This is a genomic window from Okeania sp. SIO2B3, assembly GCF_010672525.1.
Classification (GTDB): domain Bacteria; phylum Cyanobacteriota; class Cyanobacteriia; order Cyanobacteriales; family Microcoleaceae; genus Okeania.
The window spans coordinates 47899-73041 of sequence record NZ_JAAHGH010000028.1; the positions used below are offsets into that span (position 1 = coordinate 47899).

22 protein-coding genes are annotated in these 25143 nt (G+C 37.0%); 5 read left to right on the top strand and 17 right to left on the bottom strand.

Annotation, left to right across the window (positions count from 1 at the left end):
- Window positions 1-39 precede the first annotated feature (39 nt).
- The 9 genes from F6K15_RS19480 to F6K15_RS19520 all read right to left on the bottom strand — a co-directional run bounded on the left by F6K15_RS19480 (window position 40) and on the right by F6K15_RS19520 (window position 10252).
- Window positions 40-1110, bottom strand: a complete 1071-nt coding sequence (locus F6K15_RS19480) for an SDR family NAD(P)-dependent oxidoreductase (protein WP_293063384.1) — start codon at window positions 1108-1110, stop codon at window positions 40-42.
- Between the two features lie 59 nt (window positions 1111-1169).
- Window positions 1170-2399: a tetratricopeptide repeat protein gene (locus tag F6K15_RS19485; protein ID WP_293063385.1), complete on the bottom strand. Its 1230-nt coding sequence runs from the start codon at window positions 2397-2399 to the stop codon at window positions 1170-1172.
- A gap of 422 nt (window positions 2400-2821) precedes the next feature.
- The gene (locus tag F6K15_RS19490; RefSeq protein ID WP_293063386.1) at window positions 2822-3430 is read right to left on the bottom strand and encodes a hypothetical protein; all 609 of its coding nucleotides are present in this window, start codon (window positions 3428-3430) and stop codon (window positions 2822-2824) included.
- Window positions 3431-4032: 602 nt separating this feature from the next.
- Window positions 4033-5325 (bottom strand): glycoside hydrolase family 10 protein, encoded by a 1293-nt coding sequence (locus F6K15_RS19495; RefSeq protein WP_293063388.1) that lies wholly within the window; start codon window positions 5323-5325, stop codon window positions 4033-4035.
- Between the two features lie 635 nt (window positions 5326-5960).
- Window positions 5961-6236, bottom strand: a complete 276-nt coding sequence (locus F6K15_RS19500; RefSeq protein ID WP_293063390.1) for a hypothetical protein — start codon at window positions 6234-6236, stop codon at window positions 5961-5963.
- Window positions 6227-6484, bottom strand: coding sequence for a type II toxin-antitoxin system ParD family antitoxin (locus F6K15_RS19505; RefSeq protein WP_293063392.1), 258 nt, complete (start codon window positions 6482-6484; stop codon window positions 6227-6229). The genes F6K15_RS19500 and F6K15_RS19505 overlap by 10 nt, the downstream gene beginning before the upstream one ends.
- Window positions 6485-6908: 424 nt before the next feature.
- Window positions 6909-8180, bottom strand: a complete 1272-nt coding sequence (locus F6K15_RS19510; RefSeq protein WP_293063394.1) for an aspartate aminotransferase family protein — start codon at window positions 8178-8180, stop codon at window positions 6909-6911.
- 1021 nt (window positions 8181-9201) lie between these two features.
- Window positions 9202-9663, bottom strand: a complete 462-nt coding sequence (locus tag F6K15_RS19515; protein WP_293063395.1) for a hypothetical protein — start codon at window positions 9661-9663, stop codon at window positions 9202-9204.
- A 121-nt stretch (window positions 9664-9784) separates the two neighbouring features.
- Window positions 9785-10252: a hypothetical protein gene (locus F6K15_RS19520; RefSeq protein ID WP_293063397.1), complete on the bottom strand. Its 468-nt coding sequence runs from the start codon at window positions 10250-10252 to the stop codon at window positions 9785-9787.
- A gap of 686 nt (window positions 10253-10938) precedes the next feature.
- Here F6K15_RS19520 and F6K15_RS19525 point away from each other — a divergent pair.
- From F6K15_RS19525 to F6K15_RS19535, 3 genes are all read left to right on the top strand, one after another.
- Window positions 10939-11331, top strand: a complete 393-nt coding sequence (locus tag F6K15_RS19525) for a DoxX family protein (protein ID WP_293063399.1) — start codon at window positions 10939-10941, stop codon at window positions 11329-11331.
- An 815-nt stretch (window positions 11332-12146) separates the two neighbouring features.
- The gene (locus tag F6K15_RS19530) at window positions 12147-12995 is read left to right on the top strand and encodes a DUF3598 family protein (RefSeq protein ID WP_293063401.1); all 849 of its coding nucleotides are present in this window, start codon (window positions 12147-12149) and stop codon (window positions 12993-12995) included.
- Between the two features lie 1186 nt (window positions 12996-14181).
- Window positions 14182-15150 carry an alpha/beta fold hydrolase gene (locus F6K15_RS19535; RefSeq protein ID WP_293063403.1) on the top strand — a complete coding sequence of 323 codons (969 nt, stop codon included), beginning with the start codon at window positions 14182-14184 and terminating at the stop codon, window positions 15148-15150.
- Here the strand turns inward: F6K15_RS19535 and aat are convergent.
- Window positions 15142-15720: a leucyl/phenylalanyl-tRNA--protein transferase gene (gene aat / locus F6K15_RS19540; protein ID WP_293063425.1), complete on the bottom strand. Its 579-nt coding sequence runs from the start codon at window positions 15718-15720 to the stop codon at window positions 15142-15144. The genes F6K15_RS19535 and aat overlap by 9 nt on opposite strands.
- 43 nt (window positions 15721-15763) lie before the next feature.
- On the opposite strand from aat, the gene F6K15_RS19545 reads away from it, so the two are divergent.
- Complete coding sequence (locus F6K15_RS19545) at window positions 15764-16093, top strand: hypothetical protein (RefSeq protein WP_293063405.1); 330 nt, start codon at window positions 15764-15766, stop codon at window positions 16091-16093.
- Between the two features lie 484 nt (window positions 16094-16577).
- Here F6K15_RS19545 and rpsN read toward each other — a convergent pair whose 3' ends face one another.
- From rpsN to F6K15_RS19580, 7 genes are all read right to left on the bottom strand, one after another.
- Complete coding sequence (gene rpsN, locus F6K15_RS19550; RefSeq protein WP_293063407.1) at window positions 16578-16880, bottom strand: 30S ribosomal protein S14; 303 nt, start codon at window positions 16878-16880, stop codon at window positions 16578-16580.
- Window positions 16881-16948: 68 nt separating this feature from the next.
- Window positions 16949-17086 carry a hypothetical protein gene (locus tag F6K15_RS19555; protein ID WP_293063409.1) on the bottom strand — a complete coding sequence of 46 codons (138 nt, stop codon included), beginning with the start codon at window positions 17084-17086 and terminating at the stop codon, window positions 16949-16951.
- A gap of 621 nt (window positions 17087-17707) precedes the next feature.
- Entirely contained in the window at window positions 17708-18364 is a 657-nt protein-coding gene (gene nth, locus F6K15_RS19560) for an endonuclease III (RefSeq protein WP_293063410.1), read from the bottom strand.
- A 486-nt stretch (window positions 18365-18850) separates the two neighbouring features.
- Window positions 18851-19948 (bottom strand): RIP metalloprotease RseP, encoded by a 1098-nt coding sequence (gene rseP / locus F6K15_RS19565; protein WP_293063412.1) that lies wholly within the window; start codon window positions 19946-19948, stop codon window positions 18851-18853.
- A gap of 599 nt (window positions 19949-20547) precedes the next feature.
- Entirely contained in the window at window positions 20548-21870 is a 1323-nt protein-coding gene (locus F6K15_RS19570) for an adenylate/guanylate cyclase domain-containing protein (protein WP_293063414.1), read from the bottom strand.
- Between the two features lie 19 nt (window positions 21871-21889).
- A complete protein-coding gene (locus F6K15_RS19575) occupies window positions 21890-22288 on the bottom strand; it encodes a response regulator (protein WP_293063416.1) in 399 nt (132 codons plus the stop codon).
- Window positions 22289-22290: 2 nt separating this feature from the next.
- The gene (locus F6K15_RS19580; RefSeq protein ID WP_293063418.1) at window positions 22291-24921 is read right to left on the bottom strand and encodes an ATP-binding protein; all 2631 of its coding nucleotides are present in this window, start codon (window positions 24919-24921) and stop codon (window positions 22291-22293) included.
- A gap of 16 nt (window positions 24922-24937) precedes the next feature.
- On the opposite strand from F6K15_RS19580, the gene F6K15_RS19585 reads away from it, so the two are divergent.
- A complete protein-coding gene (locus F6K15_RS19585; RefSeq protein ID WP_293063420.1) occupies window positions 24938-25063 on the top strand; it encodes a hypothetical protein in 126 nt (41 codons plus the stop codon).
- The last annotated feature ends 80 nt before the right edge of the window (window positions 25064-25143 follow it).

The following is a 25143-nucleotide window of genomic DNA, read 5'->3' on the forward strand; positions in this document are numbered from 1 at the left end:
GTTGTATTCTAGCCTCCTGTATATTATTAATTATTCCGACTAATTGTGTTTTGTCAAATTTTGTGGTAATAAGTCTGCTTCCAGAAGTTGATTCCCAAGCAGAAAATCCGTTAACTCTTTTTGAGATAAGGGCTTTTCATTGTTAGAATTATAGGGCTTTTCAACCGTTAAGGACAGAATATCTGGATAATCGTATTGAATCTTGTGAGAAACACTGCCAAAAGCAGGTATAACAGCAAAATAGTTTTTCAATTCATACGTTCGTCTAGTTTCCTCACTATTCATCAGTTCTTCATAGAACTTCTCACCAGGTTTAGCCCCAATCGTGACAACTTCGATAGCATCAGGGCGATAGCCGTAAACCGGAGCCAGTTGCTGAATCATAACCTCAGCCAAATCCAGAATCCGAATCGCTGGCATTTTTGTCACAAAAATTTCTCCCCCCTTGGCAAGGATACTAGAATCAATAACAAGTCGGGTAGCTTCCTTAATGCTCATAATGAAACGAGTCATGTCCGGATCTGTCAGAGTCACTGGACCACCTCGGCGAATCTGTTCATGAAAAATTGGTATCACAGAACCTCTGGAACCAAGAACGTTTCCGAAACGAGTAGAAGCAAAAACTGTCCCACTTCCCCTCAAGGATTCGCTGCTAGCCGCAGTCATCAGCTTTTCACCCATAAGTTTAGAAGTTCCCATCACATTTGTAGGATTAACAGCTTTATCAGAACTTGTAAAAATCACCCGTTCTACCTTTGACTCATAAGCAGCTTCAATGACATTTTGAACACCATTAATATTAGTCTGAACAGCCTCAAAAGGGGAACGCTCGCAGAGTACAACGTGCTTAAAAGCAGCAGCATGAAAAACAATATCTACACCTTGAAACATTCTAATCAGCTTGTAGCGATCGCGGATGTCGGCTAGAAAGAAAGTAACATTTGCACGTTGCTGATAGCGCTGCTGAAGAAAAAATAGTTCGGATTCATTATTATCTAGTCCAATTAGCTCGCCTACAGCATATTCTTCTGTAAGTTGCCGTACCAGTTCTTTACCTACAGTGCCACAGCATCCTGTCACTAATACAGATTTTTTGTTAAGGTGCGTCATATTTTCCCAGTTTTACTTTCCAATTCTATTAATAAGATGTATACTATCATTTGAATCATTTAAAGATTCATTTTGTTTAACTCCTGATATTTAAAATAATATTCTTCCAACATTTCTTGAGCTTGGGTTAGCTGGAGTAGAAGCAGTTCGTTTTCTTTATAGAGGCTATCCGTGGTTATTTCTTCTGCTTTCTGTCTGTCCTCATCTCTTTTTGCCAAAAGGTAGTACCCATCCACTCCATCAAAGCCTAAATCCACAGCTTTCTGATAAGCCTTAATCGCCTCATCCCTTTTCCCCAACTCCCTTAAAACATCCCCCAACTGCTGCCTAACCACAGCAGACCCAGGATGCAACTCCAAAGCCTTCCGCAACTCAACCTCTGCCTCCCGCCACCTACCCAACTGCATCAACCCATACCCCAACTGATGCCGCACCTGAGCCGACTTAGGACTAAGCTCCACCACCAACCGATACTCAACAACGGCCTCTTCCCATCTACCCAACTGCCCCAAAGCATACCCCAAATGATGCCTCACCTCGGCCCAAAAAAAACCCAAACTAATCGCCCGCTGATACTCAACAACAGCCTCCTCCCATCTACCCAACTGCCCCAAAGCCTGAGCCAAACCAAACAAAACCTCACCAGACTCCCCAGACAAAACCACCGCCTGACGATAAAATTCCACCGCCTCGGACCATTGTCCTAACTTACTCAAAGCCTCAGCCAAACCCAAACAACAATCAACCCCACCGGGACTCATCTCCCAACTGCGACGATAAAACTCCACCGCCTCAGACCATTGCTGTTGCCCAGACTTAGCCACTCCCAAATAATAATAAGCCTCTGTATGTAGGGACGTTCCATTAAACTTACCTACATTTTCATACAACATATTTACCACTTTGTCAAGACACTGCTCTGCCTCGGACCATTGCCCCAACTTCACCAACACCGCTCCCAAACCAAGATAAAACTCCGGCACATCAGTTTTCTGCTCCACGGCCTGACGAAAATAACCTACAGCCTCCTGAAATTGACCTTCACCCTGTAACAAAACCCCCAACTTGTAGAGAGACCAGGAAGCTTGAGGATTTATGGCCACAGCCTGACCAAAAGCAGCGATCGCCTCTTCTATCCGCCCCACCTTAAGCAAAGCTTCCCCCAAATTATGATGACCATGGGAAAAACCAGGATTAAGAGCGATCGCCTCACGGTAAGCAGCCACAGCATCATCGAGCTTGCCCTCCCGCAACAATTGATTAGCAGTTTTGAAATTAGTTTGAACCATAGTGATAAACTCAAAAGTCAAAATTTAAAAGTCAAAAGTCAAAAGTTAAAAATTAAAAGTTAAAAGTTAGAAATTAACTCAAAAGTCAAAAGTTAAAAATTAAAAGTTAAAAGTTAGAAATTAACTCAAAATTACAGCATATTTCGGGCAAATGATGTACAAGATGAATAGTGAAAATATTGTAGTGCGGGCATCTTGCCCGCGATGGGTGTACCTTATAACAGCGGAAAGCGCTGTAAGTCAAAAGTAAGTAATTAACTCAAAAGTTAAAAGTCAAAAGTGAGATTTTATAGGCTCGAAAGTTTGAAACTATAGCAATGTGCGCTGGCATATCTACAAATTACCGAAGAATTAAGGTATCAGTTTTCAATAATTATTAATTATTAATTATTCATTATTAATTATTCATTACACTTCCATTTTCAGCGACCTGAATACAACCGTACCAAAGCAATACCAGTAACAATAGCCACAAAAAACCATGTCACTAACAGACCTATAACTTCACTAATAAATAGACCGATCGCCCCATAAATAAATCCACCCACTGCCCAACCAAGGGATAAACCTACAGTCCAAGCAACAATATTAGCAATTATCCACCATTCTTCCCAATAAATTTGCTTCCTGAGTACAAACCATTGGCCTAATCCCAAAATTGCCCCCACAATAGCTCCATTAATCAACCCATGAAATAGCCTGACTGAAATTTGTTCTGTTCGTGGGGCCACCCAACCTAATGCTCCTAAACTACTGGCCCCGATTAATAACCATGTCACAATATTTACTACAACCCACCATCTACTTCGGAAGATATAATTTCTCAGCACTAACCATTGGGCCAATCCGATGATGCCACCGCCGATGGCTCCGGAAAAAGCACCAATATAGGGTCTAATGCCTATTTCTACAAATATTAAACTGACCAAAAAGCCGACAATGGTGAAAAATACCCACAGCAACCAAAAACCCCAGCCGATAGTTTTAGATTGAGTATGAGATGGATGATAATATGATTTTGTAATTGACACAGGCTCTTCAACAATTAATAATTAATAATTATCTCTCCTTGAAAACGGATAGGATTGATTCAAAGGAAAATTAATTCATTGTTTATCCTTTAAAGGAGAGACTTTAAACCTTAATTATTCGGTAGTTTTGCTCTATCCCTAATACATAATATGAAATATTGCAAGGGCAAGCTTGTAGTTATATCAAGTCTCATTAATTAGTTAATTAGCCATAATAAATCAGCTATCTTTAGTCATCTAAAGATGACTTCTTCTTTGAGCTAAATAAATTTCTTGGCTTGGCTACATCACGCGCCCCCGCGCATCTCCCAATTTTGGGGGACTTTTACCAGCTAATGGATTCTTGTTCCCCCCAGAATTGGGGGGCTAGGGGGGCAAAATTCAGTATTAAACAACTTTTCAGATATCCCCTTATGGTGAGGGCGAATGCCATATGGTGAGGGCGAATGCCATATGGTGAGGGCGAATGCCATATGGTGAGGGCGAATGCCATATGGTGAGGGCGAATGCCATATGGTGAGGGCGAATGCCATATGGTGAGGGCGAATGCCATATGGTGAGGGCGAATGCCATTCGCCCCTACTCCCCCGCGTCCCCGTGTCCTATTTCGGTCGAGATACAGAGGTGGGGAACATTTTCTTGAAACCAGTCCGGCGCTCTTGGGGTGAATTTGGAGTCATATAACCCCATAATGTTTCCCAATAGAAAAAAGATACTCCGGCAAAGTGGCGATCGCGTACTGCTTTTACTTGTTGTTGAATTTGCTCTATTTTCATGGGTGTTTTCATGGTCCCTGTGAGAATACCAATACTGAAAGGAATTTTACTTTTGGCCAATTTTACTTCTGGTTGTTCTAATTCTGCTAAAAATGAGGGTAAGTTATCTCGATACACCTGTAAAACAAACTCATCTACTATACCTCGCTTTATCCAAGTTGGCCAGTCTTGCAAATATAATTTATAAGCAAAGTCATCAGGATTAGAAGACAAGGATACAATACAATTAGGTTTAACTGCTTTGACGGCTTTATAAAGTCTTTCCATTAAAGCAGTTATTTGATTTGCTCGCCATTGCATCCATTCTGGGTCTGTAAAATCTTCCGGAGGCATTTTACCCTGATGTTGTTCCCTGTAGAGGCGGACTGTAATTGGATCGTAGCCTAATTGTACTGGCATGGCAAAGCGGTCATCTATTTGAATGCCATCGACATCGTATTTTTTGACAACTTCTAATACTAGGTCGATAAAAAATTTTTGCACTTGGGGGTGAATGGGGTTAAGCCAAACATTATTGATAGAGAGGGACTGTTTTAGTGTTGTTAATAAGGACTGTTCATCTGATTCTGGGAGCAGGTCTTTCAGTTCTAATTCAAATATATCTTCGGAAAAATTTCTATTTTTATCAAGACTGGTTGTCACCCAGTGGGGATGGCGTTTGACTAACAAAGAATTTATTGGTGCCATGAAACCATATTCAAACCAAGGGATGACACGTAAACCTTGGCGGTGGGACTGTGTAAATATTTCTCTGAGTACATCCCGACCAAGACGAAATGTGGCAAGGGTAGGGTCTTGAGGTTGACCTGTGACTTTTCGAGCAAGGTCACTGGGATAAAATGTGTTACCTCTATTCCAGGTTACAGGATAAACAGTATTGAAGTTGAGTTGAGAAAGTTGACGGATGGCGCGGTTAATTCCCCAGGGAGCGAATAATACGGTACTACTAACATTAGTTATCCAGACTCCACGCACCTCTTTTTTTTCAGGTATAGCTTTTGCAGTGACTAAATTTGGCGAGCTTACTATTGCGTATAGGGAAATAGAAAGAAAAGCGATCGCTATTCCTATTCCTAGCCAGATTTTTAATTGTTTGAATTTATGATTAATTTTATTCATTATTAGGGAGTAGGAAGTAGGGGGCAATAATTTATGATTTCTGTACGACAATTAATTTTATTTTTGATTATTGGATATCTCTAATGGGAAAAATGGTGCGTGATACTCCACTTTGTTCCGCTCACACACCCTACTACTACTGTTTAACAATTAGTGAGTAGGGTGTCGTTAGCGACAGCGTAACGCACCTCTATCCCTATTGAGCATTTCCTCCAAAAGAGGGAGTAGGGAAAAAGAATTGATGAATAACAGTGGGATGATTGATTTTATTTTTGATTATTGGATATCTCTAATGGGAAAAATGGTGCGTGATACTCCACTTCGTTCCGCTCACACACCCTACTACTGATATTTGAGTGAGTAGGGTGTCGTTAGCGACAGCGTAACGCACCCCCTATTAGACATCTCCTCCAAAAAAGGGAGTAGGAAGTAGGGAGCAGGGAGAAAAAATTTATGAATAACAGTGGGATAATTTATTTTATTTTTGATTATTGTCTAATGGGAAAAATGGTGCGTGATACTACTACTGTTTAACAATTAGTTAGTTGCTCATATCTCTAGCAAATAAATCTTTTTTTTAATGAGGTCCAAAGCCTCCCATTTTAAGGGGATAAAAAATATTCAATTAAGTATTTTCAAGCCTCCGGCTTTAGTCGGAGGTACTGGTAACTGATAACTGATAACTGATAACTGATAACTGAAATGACCTTCTCAATACTCAGAAATTGTTTTAATTCACCGCGATTTATGGCTTCTTTCGTTCCTACAGCAAATCCCCCTAATAATTCTCCTGAAATAACACTATTAAGGCCGATTAAAGGAGTATTGTTAATAACTTCTACTGCATCAGATACATTACGTTTAAAAGCAGTATAAGCATTAGTATCTAATAAAATCGGTTTTATTTCCATAAATTTGTCTCAATTTTTCCAAAAGGCTGAGTATTCTCTAAAAATTCAATTTCATCAGTTGCTGTCCAAGTTCCAGCTAATTTATCCAGTTTATGAGTTGATTTTTTCTCTAAATCTGTAGGAGTAATCTCTTGTTTTTCTAACAACTTGAAAGCTGCATCAACTGCTTGTTGAATGTTAGTATATTTTCCCTGAGCAATTTGGGATTGAATAAATTTTTCTTGTTCTGGACTTAAAGTAATATTCATAGTTACATTTCATAACTAACTTAATATTATAATTCTACAATACCAATTTTCAAAAAGAATATGTTTGAATAATAAAAGTGATTAAAAGATTTTACCGAAAAATTGTGGTTTAAAGCCTCCCCTTTTAAGGGGATAATAAGCGGTCGTTTGCGGAGCAGTCCGTTAGGATGGGATGGCGAGGTCTCCTCGCCATATCCAATCGACCAAGAGAAGAAAAATTTTCATCTCTTTGTCAATTCTCTTCTTTCAAGGAGAGGTAATTATTCATTATTCATTATTAATTATTAATTGTTGAAATGAGATTTCCGCTGAAATTACTGTAGAGTATATATACGATAATTGATAATTATAATAACAAATATTCGAGTCAAAAAATCCCGCGGTGTCACCTAAACGCACCGTCGGGAGTATGTCAAGATCATCTCTATTGAACTAAAGTCGCGATCGCTCTTGCCAAAGCATCTACAGCTTCAGTAACTTCGGCAGCACTAACAATAAGTGGAGGCACAAAACGCAATACTTTCGGACCCGCAGGTACAATTAATAAACCCTCATTCATTGCAGCTTTGACTATATCGATAGAAGTCAACTCTACATCTGCATTTAACTCCATACCATTAATCAAACCCCAACCACGTACTTCGGTAAACAGATCGGGATATTTAGTGGCAATAGCATTTAACCCTACTCGCAACTGTTCGCCTCTCTGCTGTACATTTGTCAACAAATTTTCCTGTTCCAAAGTTTGACAAACAGCGAGCGCTACTGAACAAACAAAAGGGTTTCCACCAAAGGTGCTAGCATGACTGCCTGGTTCAAAAACATCACAGTGAGATTTACATAACATTGCTCCGATGGGAATACCTCCACCTAACCCCTTAGCGGAAGTAAAAATATCTGGCTCAATGCCCAAATTTTCATATCCCCAAAGTTTGCCACTACGACCCATACCTACTTGTACTTCATCTAATATTAAGAGAATGCCTTTCTCGTCGCAAATTTCTCTAATTCTTTGAAAGTAAGCCACATCACCAGGGCGAACGCCACCTTCTCCCTGGAGTCCTTCTAGCATAATAGCTGCAACTTGTCGTTGGTCTTTGTCTAATTCAGCGATCGCATTTTCTATAGCAGCAATATCATTGTAAGGCACATAATAAAATCCTGGCATTAAGGGGCTAAAACCTTTATGATACTTTGGTTGCCCCGTTGCGGTAATAGTTGCTAGAGTTCTTCCGTGGAAACTAGCATGAGCAGTCAAAATTATCGGATTTTCAATATCTAATTTTTCGTGAGCATATTTGCGGGCTAATTTTATTGCTCCTTCGTTAGCTTCTGCTCCAGAGTTACAGAAAAATGCTTTGTCCGCACAGGAATGCTCTGTCAACCATTGTGCCAATTCTCCCTGAACTGGGATATAGTATAGGTTAGATACATGATGTACTCGTTGAATTTGTTGCGAGACTGTTGCCATCATTACGGGGTGAGCATGACCAAGGGTACAGGTAGCAATTCCGGCCACAAAATCTAGATATTCTTTTCCTTCAGTATCCCAAACACGACAACCTTCACCACGTTCGAGGGCAATGGGAAAACGCCCGTAGGTGTTCATTACAAAAGCGTTGAAGTTGTCAGCACTAAATGTTGTATATCCGCCTGTTGTTCCTAAAGACTGTTTGACTATTGTTTCAGGGGTCATAAATCATAAATCCTCAAAATTAACCTCAATATTAATTTGATTTCAAAAGAACATATAGAATTTGTAGGTTTTTTTTAATTTATATAGCAGAAGAAAGAAGGAAGAAGGAAGAAGGAAGAAGGAAAAATCTTGCGTTGTTTGAGTTTTAAGCTTTTGATATGTCCGCGCCCTTTGCTTCGACTGTTATAATATGTTCTCTAAAGTTTTTCGCCGTATCAATTTTTATTGCTTTTGCCTTGTTTTTTTAGATTCTTTTAAACTTTCTTTTTTGAGCGGGGGAGTAGGCAGGGCTAATTCATTGTCGTAGCGAGAATATTCATAAGAAATACATTTACAGCAGTTTTCTAGTTGATGAGGTACAAAGTTTTATTGCTTTAGGCAACAGCTCCGGAAGGCAACAGCTCCGAAAGGGAATATAGAAATAAATAGTCTTATAGCTGTACCTCACGCTTCCTCAAAAGTGCTGTAATTGTGCAAATATACAAATCTCCCCATCTCCCCAGGGCTAATTCATTGTCGTAGCGAGAATATTTACAACCCTATATTTTTTTGAGTTCCTATGCTTCCCCCTCTTCCCCCTCTCCCCCCCTCTTTCTTTTTTCTCTGGTGACAATAAATAGACCCTGGGGGGAGTAGGGGAGTAGGGAGAGTAGCAAACAACAGTAAGTTTTTTTTCACCACCTAAAACCTACCACCTATTACCTTACCGAATAATTAAGGTTTAATACCAAATCTCACGCATTCTTGGTACATCTCCTTGAGAGTAGGGAGTAGAGATAAAATAGATAAGATATCTTGCTTTAATACCGAATAATCGTTACAAACATGATTAAACCATTATTATTACTTAATAACTGAAGTCCCATGGGAAATATAGTATTATTTTTGGGCATTGGTATAAAGCATCTCCTTTAAAGGAGAAAAAATAAAAAAAAATTACTTTTTGCGTCAATCCTATCCGTTTTCAAGGAGAGGTAATTATTAATTATTAATTATTAATTGTTGAACACCTACCATCTTCTTATTTCTTAACTTTTAATCCCGTCATAGTTTCAAGTTCTTGTCTGAACAATAAAGCATATCGACTAGGGATATCAACCAAGGTAACATTTTCATTATTTTGTGCATCCAAATAAACAATTGCTATTTGAATTCTAGCTTGTTTATCTATAGCACTAATTATTCCACCTACAGGAGAAAGAATACCTTTAGCAATACTTTTTCTGACTTGAGTTTTTGCATAATCTCCTGTAGAAAGTTCTGTAATTTGTTCTTTCTTTAAAGTAAAATTAGCATCTTGATATTCTTCTTTATCAAATTCTATATCTAGGCGCTTACCCGAAATATCTATGTTGACTTTGCATTGATTTAACTCCCCATTATTATTATTTAAACAATGAGCACCATGAGTTCTAGCTAAGGCAATATTAGCTGGAAAAAATAATGAAGCAATAGAGACGAGAGTAATTAATTTTTTCTGCATAATTTTAGCCCTACTAATTAATAAAAGTCAGGAGTCAGGAGGAAAAAAGAAGGAAAAAAAGAAGAAAGTTTTTTGTCACGCTATTAGTTATGTAAGATTTTTTATTCTGCCTTCTGCTATATTATTCAGAACTACGAATTTGTAAACCAGTCAAAATTTCTAAATCGTTCATTAGAGGTTCGCTATGTTTTGTCGGAATATCAATCATAGTCACATTTTTATTGTTTTGATAATCTACATATTCAATTGCTAACTGAGTCCTATCCTGTTTAGCAAACAGACCAACTAAAGCTCCCAAAGGACCGAGAACTAAACTAGCACCAATAGTTTCTTTTGCTCTTTTTTTAGCATATTCACCAGTTGAAATTTCAGTAATTTGATTACCTTTCAACTTCATATTAACATCTTGAAATTTTTCAGATTTAAAATTCATTTCTAGGCTATTATTTCGGCCTGATATAATAACTCTACACTGTTTCATTTCACCACTAATAATATTCAGGCAGTGAGCGCCATGTTCTCCGGCAAAAGCCTGGTTGTTACTCAAAACAACTGTAGCAATAGATATCAAAATAGCAATTTTTTTCATATCCTTAATGTAGTGAATTAATACTTAATCAGATTGACTAAAGCTTTTTATATATTAGCTCTAATAAACTTACGCTATATGTAAGCATTCAGCCGCCAGCTATCAGCTATCCTCCTATGGTCGGAACTGCCTCTTACAGAAGAGCTAACGTTAACAGCTATGAATTATTAACTAATGTTCGCACGCTCAGGAGGAATTAGTCTCCAAGGCAAATTTAAACTTATGAATAAATTGGTTGCCTTTAGCTAACCTTACTAAGTACTGTACGTTTAAAATCTGTTTGCTGAATGCTTACCACTATATTATATTCTCTAGATAATTAGTGTTGGATAATTAACAGTATCAAGGATAAAAAAAATCTAAAGTTGATCTCGGTAAGTTTATGGCCAATTATATTAGTATCCCCAGACACTTTTTCCTTCTTGCTTCTTCAAATAACAATCCTAATATCAAGTCTCATTAATTAGCCATAATCAAAATGTTTTCTATGATAAATCTCTCCCTATTCCCTAAATTTTGTATTGTGGGTATTCAAAGAGACATGATATAAATCATTCCTAATATTGCTTCGATGTTTCCAATTCCCTTTTCCCTATATATTGTATGAAGTTTTACAAAAAATAAATATCTATAGTTGTAAATATCAAATAAAATAGTAAACGAAAAAATATACTAGCCAAAGCAACATGAATAATTTACAACAGTGGACTTCACTCTTAGGCAGAATATTCCTCTCTGCAGTTTTTATCAAGTCAAGTATTGGTAAAATTTTCGATCCAGCAAGTGCTCAACAATATATGGCATCTGCTGGAATTCCTGGTTGGCTTTTATTTCCTACAATTGCTGTTTTATTAATAGGTGGATTATCTGTTTTAGTAGGTTATAAAGCCCGGTATGGCGCACTTTTATTAATAGGATTTTTAATTCCAAGTAGCCTAATTTTCCACAATCTTTTTGCAGATCCTTCCCAGGAAATTGCTTTTATGAAAAATCTTGGATTAATTGGAGGATTGTTAATGATTTATTCTTTTGGTCCGGGTTCAATTAGTTTTGATGAGAAAAATATTAATTATGATTAAATAAGGCAGAAGGCAGAAGGGAAAATTACTTATGGATAGTATCTGACATGGCACTTCGTGTCTTATAAACCCAAACAATTTTAAGCACTTCTATTAATGGTGGGATATTAAACCCGCTACAAAAAAATAATACTAAATTTATTGAGGAAAAAAGGAAAAAATAAACTTAATAATTTCCTAGGTTTATACACAAATAGAGTATATATAGTTTTTTTCAAAACCAGTATGGAAATTGCTATATCAAAAGTTTAAAATTCGTAAGCATTTCCTGCGGAATGCTGCGCAAACAGCTATTAGCTCTCAGCTATCATAAGGGGGTTTAAATGAATATAGACTGTTTCAAGCTTTGAGGCGTAAGTATAAATTATGGCTCAATTAGTAAAGTTTTTCTCTAAAACTAAAAGCAATAGCTGTTAACGCAGTTCCTCCGCAGGAGGCTGGCTGATAACGCAGTTCCGACCATAGGAGGCTAGCTGACGGCTGAATACTTATTAAAATTCAAACAAAGCCAAATTTTTCCTTCTTCTTTCTTACCGAATAATTAACTAATTAATAATTAAATAATTCTGGTTTAAAGCCTCCCCTTTTAAGAGGAAAAAAGCGGTCGAGGGGTGGATGGGTTTCCTAACCATATCCAATGGACCAAGAGAAGAAATAATATTTCCTTATATTCAATTCCGTAACGGTTTTAACCAGAGGTAATTATCAATTATCCATTATCAATTATCCATTAATGAATTCTTCCTTCTTCCTTCTTCCTTCTTCCTTCTTCCCTCTTACTTCTTCTATAAATATCAATAAATTTGTTAGAAAATATGAAAACACAATGGGAAAATTTTTTACAAAATCTCGGTGAATGGCATGGTTCATTTACTAAAATTTCTGCTCAAGGAGATATAGTTGAAGATACACCTAGTATTCTGATTTTAGAAAGTTTGGATGAACAAAATAAAACAGTTCGTCTCACTCTCCGTCGCTTTACTTATTCAGGGGATAATTCTCAGCCAAAAGTTAATGAATTAGTCAGAGAATATCAAACCTTTGGCAAAGATACTATGTTTTTTGAAGATGGTACTTTTTCTCAAGGTTCAATTCAAATATCACCAATTTCAGTTAATGGTGCTGAGTTGAGTTTTATTAATCAAAATCGTCGTCTCCGTTTAGTAGAATTATTTAACCAGGATGGAAATTTCCAAACATTAACTTTAATTCGAGAAAAACGAGCAGGTACAAATGCTTTAGAAAATCCGATTCTCACAGTAGATGCTTTATTAGGAAAGTGGCAGGGAGAAGCTATTACTATTTATCCTGATTTACGGACACCGGATGTTTATCCAACTCAAATGGAATTAAAGATTGAAAATACAGGTCGCTTATTTCAGCAAATTACTTTTGGTAATTCTAATCAGAAAATAATTACTTCTACTGCGAGAATTGAAGGCTCTATTTTACACTTCGACCAAGGTTCTCAACCTGTAAAAGTCTTACTTCTTCCTGACGGTGCTTCTGCTACTTTGCCGATTAAAGTTGAGTTGAGAAAACCTATATTTTTTGAGGCTGGTTGGTTAATTAAACCTGACCTTCGTCAACGACTTATTCGTACTTATAATGAGAAAGGAGAATGGGTTAGTTTAACCTTAGTTACTGAACATAAAATTAATTAGGGCTTGCTGAAAAAGTCTTATGGGCAAGGGTAGGAGACAGCTATACTGGAGACAGCTATACTGGAGAAATGGGAATTATAGAGGAGGTAGAAGGAAGAATAATCAAGGGATTATTCTGCGCAACTATAAGCCTAAAATGCGCTCTTTTTTGAACCATTATGACCATTAAGCTTGAACTTTTTTTAACTAAAAAATGCGCTCAACCTTTATATTTCAGTGCTTTTAGATTTAATCAGCAAACCCTAATTAAAATTACTTTTGGCTAGACCTAAATAACCTTGAAGAAGGAAGAAGGAAGAAGGAAGAAGTGGATGGGGACAGTTAGCGAACTTGCACTTCGTGTCTACAAACTCCAACTAATTGTAAATATCCTGTAGAAGGTGGGGTATTAAACTCAAAAGAAAAAGATAATTTTAGAATATATTTTCTTGAATAAGCAAGAAGACATTTAGTTAGGGTTTGCTGAAAAAGTCTTTTAGTAGGGGTAGGAGACAACCCACCCCTAACCCCTCCGGTGGAGGGGAAAGACAGGAGACAGCTATACTGGAGAAATAGGAATTTAGAAGAGGTAGGAGTAACAATTGTAAGAATGATTTTTCTGCCCAACTATGCGCCTAAAATACGCTCCTTTTTGAGCGTTAAAAGCTGAAACAGGCGTACTTTTTTTAGCCCAAAAAAGGCTAAAGTCTTTATATGTCAATACTTTTAGAATTAATCAGCAAACCCTAGTTATCTAGGAGATAATAAAGAAGAAAAAAATGAATAGAGATACTGAAAAGTTGCCCCTCCGCATCTATAAACTTCAACTAATTGTACACATCATGTAGAAAGTGAGGAATTAAATCAAAGAAAGCTATTAGAAGAAGGAAGAAGGAAGAAGGAAGAAGGAAAAAGTGGATGGGGACAATTAGCGAACTGGCACTTCGTGTCTTATAACCCCAACTAATTGTAAATATCCTGTAGAAGGTGGGGTATTAAACTCAAAAGAAAAAGATAATTTTAGAATATATTTTCTTGAATAAGCAAGAAGACATTTAATTATCTAGGAGAGAATAAAGAAGAAAAAAGTGAATGGGAATACTAAAAAGTTGCACCTCCGCATCTATAAACTTCAACTAATTATAGACATCATGTAGAAAGTGAGAAATTCAACCTATAAAGAAAGCTATTAACGGAATGTAGAAAAATGTCATTATCTATCCAAATTCTTCTGCTAGTCGCTACAACAATTTATCAAGCGATCGCCTGTCATTTGGAGAATCAAAAACTACCTCCGGGAAAACTATTTGATGTTGGTGGTTATCGTCTACATTTGTATGTTGTAGGAGAAGCTAGTCCAACAATTATTCTCGACCATAGCTTAGGTGGAATAGAGGGATATTTCTTAGTAGAAAAACTGGCAAAGTTAGGGCGAGTATGTATTTACGACAGAGCTGGATATGGATGGAGTGAACATAGCCCCCATCCTCGAACTAGCAGTCAAATTGTAGAAGAATTAGATACCCTACTTACTCAAGCAAAAATTCAGCCACCTTACATTTTAGTAGGAAATTCTTTTGGCAGTTACAATGTCAGATTATATGCTCATCGCTTCCCAGAAAAAGTTATTGGCATGGTACTTACAGATGGACTCCATGAAACAGAGATGCTGAAAATGCCTATCCAATTACAAGCTTTAAAACTATTATTTATTTCTGGCTTTGTTATGTCTATTTTCGGCTCAATATTAGGAATTATTCAGCTATTAAGAAAATGTCGAATATTTGAATTAATCAAACCTGAATTACAAGATTTTTCTCAAGAGTCAAGAAGTTTAGTAAAACGTTCTTTTTGTCGTTCTAAACATTGGATGACAATGAGTCGAGAAATGCTCAATCTAAATAATAGTGGAAATCAGGTTATTATTGCTAATCAGTTTGCTTCGATGCCAGTAGTTAGTATCAAAGCTAATTCCTTTTTTCAGTCTTCTTGGTGGACTTTTTTAATTCCTCTGAAATCAGCCAACAAATTACGGGAGCAAATGCACAAAAATTTGTGTAATCTATCAACAAATTCTGTTCAAATTCAAGCTAATAAAAGTAGCCATTTTGTGTGGATAGACCAACCAGATATCATCGTAGATAGTGTAAAAATCTTATTAGATAAACTAAATTAGACTACATTGACGACTTAACGCCAATTTCAAAAGTGCTTTATACTTTTTATCGCTAATAGTATAAGCTCCAAATCTTTCCAAATGAGGGTTATTCATCTGAGCATCAAAAAACACAAATTCTCTCTCCCGTAGTCGCTCCACCAACTTTACCATCGCCACCTTCGACCCCTCTGGAATATTGAAAAACATTGACTCCCCAATAAAACCACCACCAATGGCAATACCTAAAATTCCACCAGCAAGTTTATCTCCTTGCCAAGTTTCAAAACTATACGCCCAACCTGCTAAATTCAGTGCTTTATAAATCTGTTTCAACTCCCCAGATATCCAAGTTGTATCTCTATCCGCACAACCTTCCACTACTGCCTCAAAGTCCCCATTAACAGCAACAGTAAAACGATTTTGATTAATCACACGACGTAGCGACCGTGGGTAGCGAAATCTTTCATCCAAAGGAATCAAAGCTCGTTTACGACTACCATACCACTCTAAACTATTCTCTCCGTCATTTGCCATGAGAAAGTAGCCTTGAGCATATCCTTGTATGATTGAATTAATATCATATTCCATCATCGGACGATCGTTCATAATTTATAATATAAAATTTAGAATCATGGCAGAACCAATCAAACCAATTACTTTACCAACAGCAGAAAACCCCCAACAAGAAGGGGAATGGTTGCGAACTTCCTTACACAAATGGCTCAATCAAGAGTTTATCCCAGAACAAGTTAATGAGGACATTGCTCAAAGAGCAGCTCAAATATTTATTCGCCATCGTATGGAAGGAGAAAATGATTTAGGTTCATTGGTAATTGCTATTGTGACAGAAATGCAAGCTTTTGATTTTTCCCAGAGTTTTTACGGAGAGTTCGCGATCGCTAATGCTGTTAGTGACTTGCTATTGGATAGTCTAGGAATAGAGCGCTGTTGTGGAGAATAAAAGATTTTAACATTCCCACTTCTTACTTTTTTAGCTATACTTTACCCACATCTTTCTTAACATAAAGCTTGACAAAATAGACGAGTTATGAATAAGTCTTGGTTCAGCTTTTTCGGGAGAAAAAATGTATGGAAAAATACTTTTTTTTTGACAACTTCAGTAGTTTTACTTAGCTACTATGATTTTTTCTCCTTTCTCCCCTGCTCCCTCTCTTGGTCGGCGTTCCGCAAGCGAGCTGGCGTCGTCGCGGGGTCCGACCGCTTGCGTCTGTCGCCGACGCGGGGTCGCACCGCTGCTCCCCTTCTCCCCACAAGGGTTTCAAGACTTATGGGTAAGGGATAGCTTAAAAAGGGGGGGTTTTGGCATTATAGGGGTTTGTTTTCCCATATTTTACAGGTGCAAAAGCTGATTTGTTTAACCCACCCCTAAGTCAGAGATATAAGACTTTCGGTTAACCTGAAAGCTCAGTGTAGATAACTATAAACTACCAGCTAGACTTAACAACTCCAGGTAAGAGACCTTCGTGAGCCATTTCTCGGATAGCGTTACGAGATAGTCCAAAGTCTCGATAATAACCTCTTGGACGCCCAGTTAACCAACAACGATTTCGCACGCGAGAAGGGGCGCTATTACGAGGTAATCTCTGAATTTGACGATGGATTTCTATTTTCTCCTCTAAATCTTCTGCTTCTTCAAATTGCAGTTTAAGTTCTGCACGTTTAGCAGCATATTTTTCTACTAATTTTTTGCGTTTTTTCTCACGCTCGATCATGCTCTTTTTTGCCATGATTAGTTTCTGTAATTACTCCAATTGACATCCTCCCGACGCTGCACTTGCGTGACAGCGCGGGATTCCTAACCATCGCTGATTAGGTCTTTCTGCTTCAATGCACCAGCCTCCAAGGTCGAGCCTCTTTTCGGTCTTACGGTCGCTCCTAAAGACTTGCCAGCGCGGTCTTGGGGGTCTCCCCCATGAGCGACTGGCGCTGACACTGCTAGCCCAGCAGCCAACTTTTAAGTATAACACACTATTGACAAAACCGCAAAATTGATTGGTTTTCATGCCCTAGCTCCCCTTTTGTTCCCCCCTTTCAAAGCTATGCTTTATAAACATCTTTCTTCACATAAAGCTTGACATAAAAGAGAAGTTATGTATAGGAGTTTGAGAGGGTTTTTACAGAGAAAGGTGTATTGAATTAGACATTTTTTTGATAACTACAGACGGGATTTTTCCTCCATGTCCCCGTATCTCCATGTCCCCGTATCTCCGTGTTGACCTGTCTCCGTGTCTAAAGGTTTTCAGGAGTTCCTTATCAGGGATAGCGCATCATCGGAGGGCTAGGGGGGATAGAGAGCGCGGATCTTCAACCAACGTTGAGATAATCGGTATTTTTAATTTTGAAATAGCAATCAGCACCTCAGCGGTTAGCTATTCCGGAACGGAAAAGCTAATAGCTAATTAAGGTATTAACCCAAACTCTAATAGTACCATAAATTTTTTCAGGTGTGGGGTGATGGAGTGATGGAGACTCAATAAATATTTGGTAATCGTTGAAAATAGAACATTCTCTCTGTGTCTCCCCCTCTCCGTGTCTCCGTGTCCTCTAATAACCCCTACTCCCCTCCGACCGAAGGACATAATTCCGCCAATAAACATTTATCGCAGCCTGGATTTTTGGCCTTACAAACTGCCCGGCCATGATAAATTAATCGAATTGACCAATTTTCCCAATCAGGTTGAGGTAGTAACCGCATTAAATCTCGCTCTATTTTAATTGGATCGGAATGTTCTGTTAAACCTAACCTTTGACTTAACCGTTTAACATGAGTATCTACTGTTACCCCTGCAATAATTCCGTAGGCATGAGCTAAAACTACATTTGCTGTTTTCCTTGCTACTCCAGGTAGTTGTAACATTTGCTCCATCTGCTTTGGCACTTGGTAGTCGAATTTTTCAACTATCATTTGGCAACTAGCCTTAATATTTTTGGCTTTATTACGATAAAATCCTGTGGAGCGGACTAGGTTTTCTAATTCTTCAATATCTGCATTTGCCAGTGCTACAGCATCCGGGAATTTTTCAAATAGGGCAGGTGTAACTTTATTAACTCGTTCATCTGTACATTGGGCAGAAAGGATAGTCGCTACAAGTAACTGTACTGGGGTTTGATAACTCAGGGTACAGGTGGCATCTGGATAAAGACGTTTGAGACGAAGGAGTATTTCGAGCGATCGCTGTCGCTTTACTGAAAGTTTATGAGTTGTTACCATTATTGGGAAGAAAGAAGGAAGAGGGAAGAAGGAAGAAGGAGGAAAGGATAGAGCAATTATTGGGAAGGAAGAAGGAAGAGGGAAGGATAATCATTTTTTCCATTATTTAGACATCTGCTAAAAATCAAAAATAAAATCAATTCTTATCCATAAATTATCAATTATTTCTCCCTGTTGCCAGATGAGCTGTTGCCTCTTTTCTGGAGATGTCTATTGGGAAAGAAGAAGGAAGAGGGAAAAGGGAAAAGGGAAAGAAAAATTAACCACTTTTTCCACCTATTATTTTTCTTGTTTACTCAATAACTTTTTTACGAAATAATAAAGGAAAAGCGAACGTATCGTTCATGCCTACTTATACAAAATTAGGTAGTCCTACTGGCGTAATGGTATATAGCAAAAAAATACCAGGCACTTTTCCTTATTTTTTTCTCCTGACTCCTGACTCCTGACTCCTCCTAAGTATTCAACCGGACATCATACTATCTTTTATCTTTGGAGTAACGATCGCACTCCATCCAGATTAGCAGTATCTCTAATAACTAAGAAAATTCCTAAACCTAACAATAGCACTAAACCTGTCTGCATTACATTTTCCTGAATATTCATAGGTAAGGGTTTACCTCTTACTCCCTCTATGAGTAAAAATGCTAACTGACCGCCGTCTAAAGCTGGTAAAGGTAAAATATTAATCACTGCTAAGTTAATGCTAATCAATGCTGCAAATTGAAATAATTCCCCCACATTATCTTCAGCAATTTTTGCCCCCATATCTACAATGGCCACAGGCCCGGCAAGTTGCCCTGCTGTCTGACTAAAGTTACTAATGAGTTGCCCAAAACCTTGAAGTGTTAAAACTACAATTCTTTGAAATTCGTTAGCACCGACGCTAAAAGCTGCAAAAATATTGTCAGGGCGATGTCTGACTATGTCTCCATTGGAAATTAGTTGTACTCCAATACGACCTTTGCCATCATCTCCTAAGTCTGGTGTGACTTCAATAAATAGCTTTTGTTCGTCACGCTGAAGCTCCATCTCCAAAGTTTTATTCGGATTATTTTGAATTGTTTCTACTAGGGTAGTAATAGCTTCTTTGTCTGGGCCTAATTGTCGGTCGTTAACGGATAAAATAATATCATTTGCTTTAATACCTGCTTTAGTAGCGGCAGAGCTAACGTCTGTAGCAACTGCTGGAACTTTTACTCCGGGAGCATAGTTAAAATCTGGTATGCCAATGATGCTTACTTGAGTTACTAATAGAAAATAAGCAAATATTAGATTGGCAATTACTCCTGCACTGAGAACGATCGCTCGGTCGAGGATAGGGCGGTTGCGTAATAGGTCTGGGTCATCTTTGGGAATTGTACTATCGGGGTCATTATCGGGAAAACCCACAAAACCGCCAAATAGAAAGCTGCGGATAGCATATTCTGTTTCTGGCCCTTGATATTTCCATAATATCGGGCCAAATAAGCCTATGGAAAAACGATTAACGTGGATTTTTTGGAGTCGAGCTGCCAGAAAATGGCCTAACTCGTGAACTACAATGAGTGCGCCTAAAACTGCGATCGCTAACAATACGGACATTAGTTCTGTTAAGTTTCCAATTATATAAAGTTAAACTATTATTATAAATGAATTTTTCTTAGTTTTTGCTGTTGCTATTTTTATTAGACTTTCAACACTCAGAAGTCTACTTTCTTCTAGACTAATATCTATATTACTTTTTAGGCTTATATCAATTTTATTTATATAGAAATCAGGGATGATTTTGATAGATATTTAAGAGCAATTAAGATTAATCAAAATCCTTTTATCTTCTGGTTGCTGACTCCTGACTCCTAATTCCTGACTCCTGACTCAGTACTTCCCCTCCTGAGAGCAGAGCTAATTCTTTGCCTGGGGAGAATATTAATATGAAATACATTTAATTGTGCAAATATATAAATCTCTCCATCTCCCCATCTCCCCAAATTCCCCCTCCTGGGAGGGGGAGGGGCTAGGGGTGGGTCCCCATCTCCCCACATTCCCCTCCTGGGAGGGGCTAGGGGTGGGTTCCCATCCCCCCATCAATTTTTCGCTCGCGTGACAATAAATAGACCCTGCCTCCTGGGAGGGTTAGGGGTGGGTTGACTCCTAAGAAATTTCCTAGCTATTTGTAGCAAACATTTATTATAACACAAAATTTAGGACTCATATTTTTGACAACGTTCTAAATAAATTCGAGCTACTTGATCGCTAGGGTTTTGACTCAAACAATTTTGAAATAGTTGGGAAGCTTGACTGAATTTTCTTTGATAATAAAATATGATTGCTTCTTCATATATATGTTTTGTAATTGTTTTACCCTCTAAAGACTCAGGTGGATCTGCATCAAAAACTTCAAATACGGTCACCATTTCTGCTTTTCCTTTTACCTTAACTCTATCAATTAATCTAATAGAATATTTTCCCGGATTTTCTAATGATATAAATGTAGAATTACTCATTAATAAAGACACATCATATAGTTTGGTTAATTCTTCTAAACGAGATGCTAAGTTTACTGCGTCACCAATAACTGTACCATCTATTCTTTGAGCGCCTCCTACTGTACCTAAAATCACATCTCCTGTATTAATTCCAATTCCAATTTTTAATGGTTTTCTTTCTGGTCTTTGTCTAGTTTTATTATATTCTTCTAGTCGTCTTAACATTGAAATAGCTGCTTGAATAGCGTCATCTGCTTTACTGGCAAATAATGCCATTATTGCATCACCAATGTATTTATCAATAAAGCCTTGATTTTCAATTATTGCAGGTTCCATGACTGAGAGATACCCATTGATAAACTTAAAGCTCTCTTCTGGAGTCATGGTTTCTAAAATTGTGGTAAAGTTGCGAATATCAGCAAATAAAACTGACATTTTATGCTCTACACTATCTCCTAATTTGACATCTGTAATATTTTGATACCCCATCAAAGATAAAAATTGATGAGGTACAAATTGAGTAGCAGCAGCAGTTAATTTTAATTCAGCTTCTAAAGCTTTTTTCAAATCAAGATTAACTTGAAGTAATTCCTGATTTATTCTATCTAAATCCGCTGTTTTTTTGTCAATTTCCTGCTTGATAAAATAGCTATTCAAAGCTTCTTTTATTGTTAAATTCAGGTCTTCAGATTCCCAAGGTTTAGGAATATAACGATATAAGTTTGCATAATTAATAGCATTTCCTACTCCTGCTACATCTGCTTGACCAGTCAGCATTATTTTCAGAGTTTGAGGAGAGATGGAGTGAATACGTTTAAGCAGTTCATCTCCTTTCATATCCGGCATAATATAATCAGCAATTACTATTGGTATTTCATAATTATCTGCTCTTAACTCTATAAATATTTCTAAAGCTTCTTCACCACTTTGAGCTAATTCAATCAAATAATCATCTCCTAAATTTCCTTCTAATTCTATGCGAAGACTATCTAAAATCATAGGTTCGTCATCAACGCAAATAATCACTATTTGATTCATTACCTTTGCTTTTTTTTAGTTAATTAGTATTAATCTGAGCATTTTCAATGGTTGATACTAATTCCTCATGATTCCAAGGTTTAGTCAAGCAACGATATATATTAGCTTCTTTTATAACTTTTTCAAGAGACTTTTTATCAGCTTGTCCAGTCAACAACACTTTAATTATTTGAGGATATTTACTATGAACTCTAATTAAAAATTCATCTCCTTTAGTTCCTGGTATTAACCAATCAGAAACTATGATAAAAATTTTAGTTCCTTCTGCTTCTAATTCGTCAATAATTTCTAGAGCTTCATCTGCTGTTTCCGCAAATTCGTAAATATATCGATCTTCAAAAGTTTCTAGAAGTTCTATTTCTAAACTTTTTAATATCGATAATTCATCATCCACACACACAATCGCCATTTCATTCATTTTTATTTTATCTCCACTGTATTTATTGGTAAATATACTATAAAAGTAGTTTGATCGAGTACAGATTTCACTTCTATTTTGCCATCATGTTTTTCAATTATTTTTTTCACAATATCTAATCCTAAACCACTACCTTCTCCTGGTGGTTTAGTTGTAAAAAATGGTTGAAATATTTTTGACATAATCTCCGGTGGTATTCCGTTACCACTATCAGTAATGCTTACTTTAATATCAGCATCTGATTGAGTTGCTTGAATAGTTAAACTACCATCATATTCCATTGCTTGTAAAGCGTTATGAATTAAATTTGTCCAAACTTGATTTAACTGGTCAGGATAACATTGGATAGGAGGCAAAGAATTATCAAATTCTTTAATAACTTCTACGCCATGCTTAATTTTATTATGATATAGAGTTAAAACTGTTTCAATACCTTCTAGAATATTGGCTGTTATTTTCTCCCCTGTAGAGTCATAACGAGCATAAGTTTTGAGGGCAAATACTACTTTAGCAGCTCTTTCAGCAGCAGTACGAATAGTTTGACTACTGGTTTGAACATTAGCAAATTGATAAGCAATTTTGAGAATTTCTTCACTATTTGAGTCTCTTAATAATGGTAAAAATTCTTCTAAATTATCATAGACTCCTACTCCTACTAAGTAGTTAGCAATAGTAGTAGATTTATCAACTAAATGTGTCTTGAGTTGACTAACTAAATTTCTTTTAATTTGACGCTGTTCTCTAGTAGATAAAGAACTGCGTCCAGAGTTTGATTTTTTAAGTAGAGCAAAAAAGTATTCCTGTCGCTCAGGAGAAAGTTCTTTAAAAAAAATAGGTAACTTTTCTAGATAAGTTTCCCAGAAATTAGCAATACTATTAATTGAGGAATTAATCGCCCCTAAAGGAGTATTAATTTCGTGAGCTACCCCAGCTACTAATTGTCCGAGAGCCACCATTTTTTCTGATTGAATTAGTTCTTGTTGAGCTGTTTGTAGTTGCTGGAGAGTAGTAGCTAACTCCTGATTTTTTTGACGTAGAGTTAACTCTGCTTGGAGACGATCGCGAGATTCCATTGCCAGAGCAGTCATATATGCTAAATAACTACCAAAATTCTGTTCTTCTACTTCCCAATTTCTATTATTTCCGTTATTATCCAGACAAATAAAACCAATTATTTTTCCCTGAAAATTAATAGGGATATTCAAAGTGCTGCTAACTGAAATAGGAGCAAAATAATCTACTAATCTTGCTTTGGCATTGAGGTGCATATCCATATTGTTTTCGGGAGTTATACCTCGTTCATTAACATCTTGAAATGACAGAGGAAACCCCCTAGTAAATAATGGATTTTCTTGACTATGTTTTGTAGTCGATATTTGATATAAATCTGCACATTTAAGTTCTGATTTATCCTCATTATAAAACCACACACTCGTCTTTTCTACCTGAAGAATATGACTTCCTAATTCTGTGATTTCTTGTAAAGCAGCCTGCAAATTTCCTTCATATAAATTTTTGCTCTTAGCTAGTTTTAACAAGCCAGTCTGTTGTTTCTTGAGACGATTTTCTCTATCTTTTATCGCCGACCCTGCTGCAATTTTTTCTTGAATTTCTGTTTCTAAAACCGCATTTGCTTCTACTAACTCAGCAGTACGTAAACGCAACCCTTCTGTAGCTTCTTGAACGCGATTTTCTAACTCATCATAAGCGTAACGGCGGGCTATTTCTGCTCTTTGCCGAAGTAATTCTGAAGTTGCTCTCGCAGCAAACACTCGCACCATTGCTATAATATTTTCTTCATTAGCTAATGATTTATTATTAATCACACACAATACCCCAATTACTTGCTGATTTTCATCTAACAATGGCACTCCTAGATAAGATTCAGCTTTCATATTTTGCAAAATAGTTTTTTCTGGAAAACTTTTCTGAATTTTTTGGGGATAATATAATAATTTATCTTCATTAATAACTACTCCACAGGGTAAATTTAGGAAATCATATTCGATATTATCTCTGATTTTTCCGTCTCCCCAAATAGCTAATGTTTTTAACTGAGAAGAATCGTTAATTCTTTCACTAACAATTACATAAGTAACATCTAGAGCTTTTGCTAAATTTTCTACTAAAGCTGGAAAAAATTCTTCCCCTGTAACAGAAGAAGTCGCAACAACAATATTTTGTAATATCTGTTCCGCTTGTTGACGCTCTACTATTTGATGTTGTAATTCTAGATTAACTGCTTCTAGTTGTTCCGGTGTTTTTAAAGCAAGAAATTGAGGCAAAAGTTGAGCCATTTGTAAAGCGGTATAACAAGAAACTAAAGCAGTTAATGCTTGTTCCACACCTGAAAACCAGTAAGCAGGATGCCACAATGTCCAGACTTCTAATAAATGACCAAACCCACATAAATTAATGAATGCTCCAAATAAAATAAATACTCCTAAAAATGGAACTTCATTTTTACGTTTACAGGCAAAATATAGTAAAATTGCTGTTATAGAAAAATAGGCGATCGCAATTAGTAGATCGCTCAGAAGGTGGAGCCATACTAATGAAGTTTGCCATAAATAACAACTACCATGAGGCATATATTGAGTTGGAGAAAAAATTGTTTTTAATAGTTCCCACATTTTTTTGATCTTAATTATGATTACTATGGAGGAGTCAGGAGTCAGGAGTCAGGAGTCAGGAGTCAGGAGAGAAGAAGAAGAAAGAGGAGGAGTCATTTCAGTTATCAGTTATCAGTTATCAGTTATCAGTACCTCTGCCTAAAGTCAGAGGCTTGAAATATTGAAGTTTATTTTTTTTCATCCCCTTGAAAGGGGAGGCTTGAGACCTGATTTTTTGGTCAG